Source organism: Isoptericola sp. NPDC057191 (assembly GCF_042670225.1).
Lineage (GTDB): Bacteria > Actinomycetota > Actinomycetes > Actinomycetales > Cellulomonadaceae > Isoptericola.
Window position 1 is genome coordinate 1 of sequence record NZ_JBHUWC010000151.1, and the last position, 10,118, is coordinate 10,118.

Here is a 10,118-nt window from a genome sequence, read left to right on the forward strand (position 1 = left end):
GATCAATTCAGCACGCACGATGCGGAGGGCAGGGTTACTCGTGCTGCCAGCTGTGCCAGAGCCTGGCGTAGTCCCCGCCGGCGGCTACGAGGTCGTCGTGCGGGCCGATCTCGGTGATGCGGCCGCCGTCCACGACGGCGACCCGGTCGGCGTCGTGCGCGGTGTGCAGGCGGTGCGCGATGGCGACCACCGTGCGGCCCGTGAGCACGGCGTTGAGCGACCGCTCGAGGTGGCGGGCGGCGCGCGGGTCCAGCAGCGACGTCGCCTCGTCGAGGACGAGCGTGTGCGGGTCGAGGAGCACCAGCCGCGCGAGCGCGATCTGCTGCGCCTGGGCAGGCGTGAGCGTGTGCCCACCCGACCCGACGGCCGTCTCGAGCCCGTCGGGCAGCGCGGCAGCCCAGCCGGAGGCGTCGACCGCCCCGAGCGCGCCCCACAGGGCGTCGTCGGTGGCCGTCGTGTCAGCGAGCCGCAGGTTCTCGGCCAGCGACCCGACGAACACGTGGTGCTCCTGCGTCACCAGGGCGACGTGGTGGCGCAGGTCCTCCAGGGGCAGCTCGACGAGCGGCACGTCACCCACGGTGACCGACCCTCCGGTGGGCGGGTGGATGCCCGCGAGCATGCGACCCAGGGTGGACTTGCCCGCGCCGGACGGGCCGACGACGGCCAGCCGTTCGCCCGGGGCCAGGTCGAGGTCGATGCCGTGCAGCACGTCGTGCCCCTCGCGGTACGCGTAGCGCACGGCGCGGGCGCGCACGTCCTCCGACGTCGGGACGGCCGTGCCGGCGGTGCGGTCCGCGCCGACGAGGCCGACACCGACGACGCGGGCCAGCGCGACCGCTGCGACCTGCAGCTCGTCGAGCCAGAACACGAGGTCGAAGACCGGGCCGCCCATCTGGTGCCCGTACATCGCGATCGTCGCGACGGTGCCCACCGTGGTGACGTCCTGCGAGACGAGCCACCCACCCCACAGGACGACGACGATCGGCGCGATCGCGACCGCGGCGTCGAGCGACGGGATGAGCCGCAGCCGCAGACCCAGCGTGTACGACTCGGCGTCGAACGCCTCGCGCAGGTCGCGGTCGATCCGGCGGCGCACGCGCCCGCCCAGGTGCAGCGCGTCGGTGGTACGGGCACCCTCGACCGCCTCCGTGATGGAGCCGTTGATGGTGGCGTACGCGGCCGACTCGCGCAGGTAGCCCGGCGTGGCGCGCTTCAGGTACCAGCGGGTGGCCACGACGATCAGCGGGACGCCGGTGAGCAGGCCGATCGCCACCAGCGGGCTCGCGAGGAACGACGCGACGAGGGTCAGCACGATCGTCACGATGCAGACCAGCACGCGCGGCACGCCGAACCGCACCGCGTGCTGCAGCTTGTTGACGTCGTTCGTGGTGCGCGCGACGAGGTCGCCGGTGCCGGCCTTCTCCACGGTGGACAGCGGCAGCCGGGTGACGGCGTCCATGAACTCCTCGCGCAGGTCCGCGAAGACCCGCTCGCCGAAAACCATGGACAGCCGCTGCGCGTACCGCGTGATGACGGCCTGGGCCACCACGGCGCCCACGAGCACCAGCGCGAGCGAGTCGACGGCGGCGATCGTGGTGCCGCCGGCGACCTCGTCGATGATCCGGCCCAGCAGGAACGGACCTGCCAGACCGGCGAGCGCGGCGAGGGTGTGCAGCACCGCGACACCGCTGAGCTGGGTGCGGTGGCGCCGGAACAGACGGCCCACCGTGCGGTTCACCTCGGCGCGGTCGGCGATCGGGAGCAGGTGGGGGTTGGCCGCGGGTGCGGCGGTGGGGGCGCTCATCGCGCGGCTCCTTCCAGGTCGATCTCGTCGGTCGTCGCGTCCTCGGCGTCCTCGGCCATGCTCCGGCCCACGACGGCTCGGTACGCGGCGCCGTGGGCGTCGCGGCGGGCGAGCAGCTCGGCGTGCGTGCCGGAGGCGGCCACCGTGGCGTCGCCGTCGAGCAGCACGACCTCGTCGACGTGGTCGAGCACCAGCGGGCTCGCGGTGACCACGAGCGTGGTGCGGCCGCGTCGGACCTCGCTGACGCGCTCGGCGATCCGCGCCTCGGTGTGGGCGTCCACCGCGCTGGTGGGCTCCACGAGCACGAGGATCTCCGGCTCCGTGAGCAGGGCGCGCGCCAGCGCGACGCGCTGCCGCTGCCCGCCCGACAGGGACCGGCCCTTCTCGGGCAGCTCGCCGGTGAGGCCGCCGGGCACGCTGTCGAGCACGTCGTGCGCGTCGGCGGTGACCATGGCGGCCAGCAGGTCGGCCTCGGTGGCGCGCCCGCGCGCGTCGAGCGCCTCGCCCAGGACGCCGGAGAACAGGTGCGGTGTCGCCTCGGAGACCACGACGCGGTGGCGCAGGGCCTCCTTGTCGAGCTCGGCCAGCAGCACCCCGCCGAGCCGCACGGGCGTGCCCGCCTCGGCCTCGTCGTCGAGCCGCCCGAGCCGCGTGGCGACGCGTGCCGAGGCGTCCGGGTCCGCGCTGACCAGCCCGACCACGCGACCGTCACGCAGCACCAGGCCGCTGGCCTCGTCGACCAGCTCGGCGCCCGCGGGCGGCGCGTCGGCGGGCGTCCCGGCGGACGGCGTCGCCTCGGTGACACGCAGCACGTCGAGGATCTTGCGCGACGAGATCACGGCGCGGATGACCATCTGCAGCATCTGGGTGGCCATCTGCACCGGCCAGGCGAGGAACGCGGCGTAGCCGTAGAAGGTGACGAGCTGGCCGCTGGTGATCTCGCCCCGCACGGCGGCGCGCGCACCGAGCCACAGCACGAGGGCGGCCAGCAGGCCGGGCAGCAGCACCTGGAGGCCGTCCAGCACCGACTGCAGCACCGCGACGCGCACGCCCTGCTGGCGCACCTCCTGCGACTGGCGCGCGTAGCGGGCGGCGAACTCGTCCTCGCCGCCGATGCCGCGCAGGATGCGCAGGCCCGAGACGGTGTCCGCGCCGAGCGACGTGAGCCGACCGGTCGCCTCGCGCTGCGTCGTCTGGCGCGACTGCAGCGGCTTGACCAGGAGGCCGAGCACGAGGGCGACCGCGGGGATGCCGAGCGCCAGGACGAGCCCGAGCTGCACGTGCTGGGACAGCATGATCGCCACGACCACGACGTACGCGATGACCCCGCCGGTGAAGCGGCCCGCCATGGAGAACATGTCGCCGACGCGCAGGGCGTCGTTCGCGACGGCGGACACGACCTCGCCGGTGGGGAGCTTGCGCGTGATCGCATGCCCGGCGCGCGAGGCCTTGTACCCGACGAGCTGCGAGAACGACAGGGACGCCCGCACCCAGTTCTCGACGTCCCAGACGTGGTTGAAGATGCCGGCGACGACGATCACCAGGGCGGCGCCGAGCATCGCGCCGCACCACAGGAACAGGGGTGCGCCGAAGCCCTGCGACAGGCCCTCGTCGATGGCACGGCCGATCAGCAGCGGGGCCGCGGCCGACGCCAGCATGGCCACGACGCCCGCCACCAGGGACTTCGACAGCACGTCGCGCTGCCGCCAGCCCTGCCAGGCCAGGAGCCGGGCGGGGGACGACAGGGGAGGGTTGCCGACGTCGGGAAGAGGGAGGGGGCGCACGAGGATCAACCCTACGGACGCCGTCCGACACCGGGCGACGGATTTAACAGGGTCCGCGGTCCGCCGCGCCCCCGACCCCGCCTACGATGCTGGGGTGAGCACGCCGCAGCAGACCCCCACCGCCAGCCAGGCCGAGACCGCCATCCGCAAGGCCCGCGGGGCCCTGTCGCGCTACCGCTTCATGGCGATCCTCACCGGTGCGATGCTGCTGGTGCTGTGCGTCGAGCTCTTCTTCAAGTACGTGATCGAGGTCGGCGTCGTCGTCGACTACCTGGGCTGGGTCCCGTTCGCGCACGGCTGGATCTACGTGGTGTACCTCGTCACGGTCCTCGACCTCTGGTCCAAGATGCGCTGGGGCTTCGGCCGGCTCGCGGCGATGGTCTTCGCCGGCGTCGTGCCGGTGATGTCGTTCATCCTCGAGAAGCGCGTGCACGGCGACGCCGACGCGAAGCTGGCGGCGCTCGCGGAGCGGTACTCGGCATGACGTCGCTCGCCCCGCTGGTCGCGCCCGGCCCGGCGCTCGACGCCGCGCGGCTCGCCCGGTACGCCCGGCACCTGCCGCTCCCGGGGGTCGGCGCGGAGGGGCAGCGGCGGCTCGCGGCGGCGCGCGTGCTGGTCGTGGGCGCCGGGGGGCTGGGCAGCCCGGCCCTGCAGTACCTCGCGGCCGCCGGGGTGGGCACGGTCGGCGTCGTGGACGACGACGTCGTGGACCTCTCCAACCTGCAGCGCCAGGTGGTGCACGGCACCGCCGACGTGGGCCGGCCCAAGGTCGAGTCCGTCCGGGACCGCCTCGCGGACCTCGCCCCGGACGTCGACGTCGTCGCCCACGCCGAGCGGCTGACCCCGGAGAACGTGCTCGGGATCCTGCGCGGCTACGACCTCGTGCTCGACGGTGCGGACAACTTCCCGACGCGCTACCTCGTGTCCGACGCCGCGGAGATCCTGGGCGTGCCCGTCGTGTGGGGCGCCATCCACCAGTTCGACGGCCAGGTGAGCGTCTTCTGGGGCGCACCGCGCCTCGCCGACGGCACGCGCGAGCGCGGAGCGACCTACCGCGACGTCTTCCCCGTCCCGCCTCCGCCCGGCACCGTGCCCGACTGCGCCACGGGGGGCGTCCTGGGCGCGCTGTGCGGCACGGTCGGCTCGGTCATGGCCACCGAGGCGGTCAAGCTGATCACCGGCGCCGGCACCACCCTCCTCGGCCGCATCGCGGTCTACGACGCCCTGGACCTCACCTGGCGCCAGCTCGCCGTCCGCCCGGACCCGACGCGTGCGCCCGTCGCCGCGCTGCTCGCCGACGACGACGCGTACGCCGCGTTCTGCGGCCTGCCCGCGTCGGCGGCGCGCCCGGCCGGAGGCACGGCCGTCCTGGGACCGGCCAGCGTCACCGCGCGCGACGCCGCCGCGCTGCTCGCGGGCGGCGAGCCCGTGACCCTCGTCGACGTGCGCGAGGACTGGGAGGCCCAGGCACTGCCCGTCGCGGGGTCGCGCCTCGTGCCGAGCGGCAGGTTCCTCGGGCCCGACGGCGCGGCCGCGGTGCGCGCGGAGCTGCCGACCGACCGTCCTGTCCTGCTGGTGTGCGCGGCGGGTGCGCGCTCGGCACGCGTGGCCGACGTCGCCCGGGCCGTCGGCGTCGACGCCCGGTCCGTGGAGGGCGGCGCCCCCGCGCTCCTCCTCGCCGCGGCGCGATAGGGCGCGCGCCGCGCCGCGAAAGGTCCGGGCGCGGCATCGCGGTCAGAGGGCCAGGTCGAGCCGACCGTCGGGAGAGGAGCTGGCCAGGGCTCCTTCGCGGCGAGGGATGCGCCCCGCACCGGCGGCGAGCCGCCCGGCCTGGACGGCGAGGCGCATCGCATGCGCCATCCGGACCGGGTCGGCGGCGCGCGTGACGGCGGTGGCGAGCAGCACGCCGTCGCAGCCGAGCTCCATGGCGAGCGCGGCGTCCGACGCCGTGCCGACCCCCGCGTCGAGGATGACGGGGACGTGCGCGGCGGCGGCGATCGCCTCGATGTTGCGCGGGTTGAGCACCCCCAGCCCGGTCCCGATGGGCGCACCGAGGGGCATGACGGCCGCGCAGCCCACGTCCTCCAGGCGTCGGGCGAGGATCGGGTCGTCGTTCGTGTAGGGCAGCACGACGAACCCGTCGCGCACCAGCCGGTCCGCCGCCTCGACCAGGCCGATCGGGTCGGGCAGGAGGGTGACGTCGTCGGCGATCACCTCGAGCTTGACCCAGGCTGTGCCGCACGCCTCGCGCGCGAGCTGCGCGGTCAGCACCGCCTCCTGGACGGAGAAGCAGCCCGCCGTGTTGGGCAGGGCGCGGATGCCGAGCCGTCCCAGGAGGCCCCAGATGCCGCCGTCCTCCTGGCCGGCGCCGCCCGGCCGGACGGCGACGCGGCGCATGGCGACCGTGGTGAGGCCGGTGCCCGACGCGACCAGCGCGTCCTCGAGCGTGAGGAGGTTGGCGGCCCCGCCCGTGCCCATGACCAGGCGGGAACCGACCTCCGTGCCGGCGACCACCAGCGGGTCGTGCACGAGGCTCGTGGCGGGCGTGGGGTGCGTGCTGGTCATGGTTCCTCCTCAGCCGCCCTGGACGGCGGTGACGATCTCGACCCGGTCGCCGGGCGCGATGCGGGTGGCGGCCCACAGGCCGCGGGGCACGACGGCGTCGTTGACGGCGACGGCGATCCCCTGCGCGACGCCGTCGGCCACGAACGCAGGGACGAGCGCGGCGACGACGCCCTCCAGACCGTCGCCGTCCGCCCCGGGCAGGGGGTAGGCCGCGCCGTTCACGACGGCGGTGGGGGTGCTCATGCGGGGGCTCCTCGGGTCGCGAAGCGGAGGGGGTCGGTGGCCGCGAGCGCGGCGGCGGCCGGTCCCGGGTCAGTGGGGTCGGTGAGGTCGGTGAGCGCGGCGAGGACGGCGTCCGCGGTCAGCGGCGCGAGCAGCACGCCGTTGCGCCCGTGCCCGACGGCGGCCAGCAGGCCGGGCGCCGCGGTCGGGCCCACCAGCGGCAGGTTGTCGGGGGTGACCGGGCGGGCGCGCGGCGTGACCTCGACGAGGGCCGCCTCGTCGATCCCGGGCACGAGGGCGCGCGCGTCGCGCAGGAGGGCGAACACCCCGCCGGCCTCGGCGCGCCGGTCGTCGGGGCGCTCCTCGGTGGTGGCGCCGACGACGATCTCGCGGTGGTTCGGTCCGCTGCCCGCTCCTGCGCCGGTCCCCGCGGCACGCGGGACGACGTACACCGGCCGGCCCTGCACGGTCCCGCGCACGACGTGCTCGAGCGCCAGGCCGGGCCCGGCGTCCAGCCGCAGGGTGATCCCTTTGACGGGCCGGACGGGCAGCCGCACCTGCGGCAGCCCGTCGAGCAGCGCGCCGGTGGCCGTCGCGCCCGTGGCGAGCACGACCGCGCCCGCGGCGTGCCGTGTGCCGGCGTCGTCGTGCACCGCGACGACGCGGCCGGTGGGGGAGCGTTCGAGCCGGACGGCGCCCTGCCGGACCACCGTGCCGCCCGCTGCGCCGTCGAGCGGGGCACCGAGCGGGGCACCGCGCGCAACATCGAGCGCAGCAACGAGCGCCGCGTGCGCCCCGCGCGGGTCGACGGCGAGGTCGCCCTCGACGACCGCAGCCCCCGCGAGCCGCGGGCCGAGGTACGGCTCGCGGCGGCGCGCGTCGGCGGCGGAGATCTCCTCGGACGCCAGCCCCCAGGCGCGGTGCAGGGCCAGGGCGCGACGCAGGAGGGCGAGGTCGTCGGCGTCGTACGCGACGGCGAGCGAGCCGGCCCGCAGGAGGGGGACGTCGCGGCCGCTCGCCGCGGCGAGGCCGGCGGCGAAGGAGGGCCAGCGTGCCGCCGCCGCGAGGTTGAGGCGGGCGAGGTCCCGCTCGCCGAAGTCCGCCTCGTTGACGGCGGCGAGCATCCCCGCGGCGGCGCGGCTCGCGCCGTCGCCGGGGGCGGGGTCGAGGACGGTGACGGTGAGCCCGGCTGCGGCGGCGCGCCACGCGACGGCGAGCCCGACGATGCCGCCGCCGACGACGACGACGTCGCGGGCGGGCGGACGTGCAGAGGTGGGCATGGGTGTGCTCCCTTCGCTGGCATGACCCAGATCAGGTTCGACGGTCGGCTCCTACGCCCTCTCAGCCCCGTCCGGGGCTCCCGTGCGCGGCCACTGTAGCGCGGGCCGTGGTTACCCTGACCGGCGTGACCACGACCAGCGCCGCCCCGGGCACGACGCGTGCCCGCCTCGCCGCCGCCCGCCTGTACCTGTGCACCGACGCCCGGGAGGACCGCGGCGACCTCGAGGACTTCCTCCACGCGGCGCTCGCGGGCGGGGTGGACGTGGTGCAGCTGCGGGACAGGTCGCTCGACGTGGTCCGTGAGCTCGAGCTGCAGGAGGTCGTGGCCCGCGTCGCCGCGGAGCACGGCGCGCTGTGGGCGGTCAACGACCGGGCGGACGTGGCCGGCCTGACCGGGGCGCCCGTGGTGCACACGGGTCAGCGGGACCTGCCGGTCCCCGCGCTCCGCTCGCTGCTGGGGCCGGGGCCCGCGCTGGGTCGTTCGACGCACTCGGCCGCCCAGGCGGCCGCCGCGGAGGCGGACCCGGACGTCGACTACTTTTGCGTCGGCCCGCTCTGGGCGACGCCCACCAAGCCCGGTCGCGCGGCGGTGGGGCTCGACCTGCTGCGCGAGGTCGCCGCGACCCGGCCCACCACGCCGTGGTTCGCGATCGGCGGGGTGGACGGCGAGCGGCTGGGCGCCGTGCTGGACGCCGGGGCGACTCGCGTCGTCGTCGTGCGGGCGATCACGCAGGCGCCGGACCCGGAGCGCGCGGCGCGCGAGCTGCGCGAGCGGCTGGGCGCGGGGTGACCTACCCGACGCAGGCAGCGGGCCGGGGGTCCGCGGGGCGCGGATAGGATGACCCGGTGACGTCTCCCGCCACCGACTCCCTCCGCCCGGTCCTGGTCGTCGACTTCGGCGCCCAGTACGCCCAGCTCATCGCGCGCCGCGTGCGCGAGGCGAGCGTCTACTCCGAGATCGTGCCCCACACGGCCACGGTCGAGCAGATGCTCGCCAAGGACCCGGCCGCGATCATCCTCTCGGGCGGCCCGTCGTCGGTGTACGCCACGGGCGCGCCGTTCGTCGACCCGGCCCTGTTCGAGGCCGGCGTCCCGGTGCTGGGCATCTGCTACGGCTTCCAGGCGATGGCGCAGGCCCTCGGCGGCGAGGTCGCCCAGACGGGGCAGCGCGAGTACGGCGGCACCGAGGTCGAGGTGAGCGACGCGGGCGTCCTGCTCGCCGGCACGCCGGACCACCAGACCGCCTGGATGAGCCACGGCGACTCCGTGCACGCCGCGCCCGAGGGCTTCGACGTGCTCGCGACGTCCTCCGGCTCGCCCGTCGCAGCGTTCGAGGACACGGACCGGCGCCTGTACGGCGTGCAGTGGCACCCCGAGGTCAAGCACTCGGCCCACGGGCAGGCCGTCCTGGAGCGCTTCCTGTACGAGGGCGCCGGGCTGAAGGCCGACTGGACGCCGGGCAACGTCATCGCCGACCAGGTGGCCGCGATCCGCGCGCAGATCGGCGACGCCCGCGTGATCTGCGCCCTCTCCGGCGGCGTGGACTCCGCCGTCGCGGCCGCGCTCGTGCAGCGTGCCGTGGGCGACCAGCTCACCTGCGTGCACGTGGACCACGGCCTCATGCGCGAGGGCGAGGTGGAGCAGATCGAGAACGACTTCGTCGCCTCGACCGGCGTGAACCTCGTCATCCGCGACGAGAAGGAGCGGTTCCTGTCCGCCCTCGACGGCGTGCGCGACCCTGAGACGAAGCGCAAGATCATCGGCCGCGAGTTCATCCGCGTCTTCGAGGACGCGCAGCGCGACATCGTCGCGGAGGCGGGGGCGCACGGCGAGCAGGTCAAGTTCCTCGTCCAGGGCACGCTGTACCCGGACGTCGTGGAGTCGGGCGGCGGCGAGGGCGCGGCGAACATCAAGAGCCACCACAACGTGGGCGGCCTGCCGGACGACCTGCAGTTCGAGCTCGTCGAGCCGCTGCGCACGCTGTTCAAGGACGAGGTCCGCGCGGTGGGCCGCGAGCTCGGCGTGCCGGAGGAGATCGTCTCCCGCCAGCCGTTCCCGGGCCCGGGCCTGGGCATCCGCATCGTCGGCGAGGTCACGGCCGAGCGCCTGGACACGCTGCGCCGGGCGGACGCCATCGCCCGCGAGGAGCTCACCAAGGCCGGCCTGGACGGCGAGATCTGGCAGTGCCCCGTGGTGCTGCTGGCCGACGTCCGGTCCGTCGGCGTGCAGGGCGACGGCCGCACCTACGGTCACCCGATCGTGCTGCGCCCGGTGTCCTCCGAGGACGCCATGACGGCCGACTGGACGCGCCTGCCCTACGACGTGCTGTCCGTCATCTCCACCCGCATCACCAACGAGGTCCCCGAGGTCAACCGCGTCGTGCTCGACGTGACGAGCAAGCCGCCGGGCACCATCGAGTGGGAGTGACGTCCCGCGGCCCCGCTTCCCGACAGGGGAGCGGG

The 10,118-nt window shown here is 75.6% G+C and carries 9 protein-coding genes and 1 riboswitch; of the genes, 4 read left to right on the plus strand and 5 right to left on the minus strand.

From position 1 onward, the window contains the following. Positions 1-34: 34 nt before the first annotated feature. Positions 35-1,804, minus strand: coding sequence for an ABC transporter ATP-binding protein (locus ACFT55_RS15885; RefSeq protein WP_380244808.1), 1,770 nt, complete (start codon positions 1,802-1,804; stop codon positions 35-37). Beyond that, complete coding sequence (locus ACFT55_RS15890; RefSeq protein ID WP_380244815.1) at positions 1,801-3,594, minus strand: ABC transporter ATP-binding protein; 1,794 nt, start codon at positions 3,592-3,594, stop codon at positions 1,801-1,803. The genes ACFT55_RS15885 and ACFT55_RS15890 overlap by 4 nt, the downstream gene beginning before the upstream one ends. A gap of 88 nt (positions 3,595-3,682) precedes the next feature. Here ACFT55_RS15890 and ACFT55_RS15895 point away from each other — a divergent pair, with 88 nt between their 5' ends. Both ACFT55_RS15895 and ACFT55_RS15900 read left to right on the plus strand, forming a co-directional pair. Further along, positions 3,683-4,072: a DUF3817 domain-containing protein gene (locus ACFT55_RS15895; protein ID WP_380244809.1), complete on the plus strand. Its 390-nt coding sequence runs from the start codon at positions 3,683-3,685 to the stop codon at positions 4,070-4,072. Beyond that, positions 4,069-5,280 carry a ThiF family adenylyltransferase gene (locus ACFT55_RS15900; protein ID WP_380244810.1) on the plus strand — a complete coding sequence of 404 codons (1,212 nt, stop codon included), beginning with the start codon at positions 4,069-4,071 and terminating at the stop codon, positions 5,278-5,280. Before ACFT55_RS15895 ends, ACFT55_RS15900 begins: the two co-directional genes overlap by 4 nt. 42 nt (positions 5,281-5,322) lie before the next feature. On the opposite strand, the gene ACFT55_RS15905 is transcribed toward ACFT55_RS15900, so the two are convergent. From ACFT55_RS15905 to thiO, 3 genes are all read right to left on the minus strand, one after another. Continuing rightward, complete coding sequence (locus tag ACFT55_RS15905) at positions 5,323-6,153, minus strand: thiazole synthase (protein ID WP_380244811.1); 831 nt, start codon at positions 6,151-6,153, stop codon at positions 5,323-5,325. Between the two features lie 9 nt (positions 6,154-6,162). Then, a complete protein-coding gene (gene thiS / locus ACFT55_RS15910; RefSeq protein ID WP_380244812.1) occupies positions 6,163-6,396 on the minus strand; it encodes a sulfur carrier protein ThiS in 234 nt (77 codons plus the stop codon). Then, entirely contained in the window at positions 6,393-7,655 is a 1,263-nt protein-coding gene (thiO, locus tag ACFT55_RS15915; RefSeq protein ID WP_380244813.1) for a glycine oxidase ThiO, read from the minus strand. The genes thiS and thiO overlap by 4 nt, the downstream gene beginning before the upstream one ends. Then, a riboswitch (TPP riboswitch) is annotated at positions 7,647-7,749 on the minus strand. Its footprint overlaps the gene before it by 9 nt. A 22-nt stretch (positions 7,750-7,771) precedes the next feature. On the opposite strand from thiO, the gene thiE reads away from it, so the two are divergent. Together thiE and guaA are read left to right on the plus strand one after the other, a co-directional pair. Next, complete coding sequence (thiE, locus tag ACFT55_RS15920) at positions 7,772-8,446, plus strand: thiamine phosphate synthase (RefSeq protein ID WP_380244816.1); 675 nt, start codon at positions 7,772-7,774, stop codon at positions 8,444-8,446. A 56-nt stretch (positions 8,447-8,502) separates the two neighbouring features. After that, complete coding sequence (guaA, locus tag ACFT55_RS15925) at positions 8,503-10,083, plus strand: glutamine-hydrolyzing GMP synthase (RefSeq protein ID WP_380244814.1); 1,581 nt, start codon at positions 8,503-8,505, stop codon at positions 10,081-10,083. Positions 10,084-10,118: the final 35 nt, after the last annotated feature.

Excerpts from the sequence above, each read along its gene's own strand:
- ACFT55_RS15885 (WP_380244808.1), bottom strand. The coding sequence starts at position 1,804 with ATGAGCGCCCCCACCGCCGCACCCGCGGCCAACCCCCACCTGCTCCCG.
- ACFT55_RS15900 (WP_380244810.1), top strand. The coding sequence starts at position 4,069 with ATGACGTCGCTCGCCCCGCTGGTCGCGCCCGGCCCGGCGCTCGACGCC.
- ACFT55_RS15905 (WP_380244811.1), bottom strand. The coding sequence starts at position 6,153 with ATGACCAGCACGCACCCCACGCCCGCCACGAGCCTCGTGCACGACCCG.
- thiS (WP_380244812.1), bottom strand. The coding sequence starts at position 6,396 with ATGAGCACCCCCACCGCCGTCGTGAACGGCGCGGCCTACCCCCTGCCC.
- thiO (WP_380244813.1), bottom strand. The coding sequence starts at position 7,655 with ATGCCCACCTCTGCACGTCCGCCCGCCCGCGACGTCGTCGTCGTCGGC.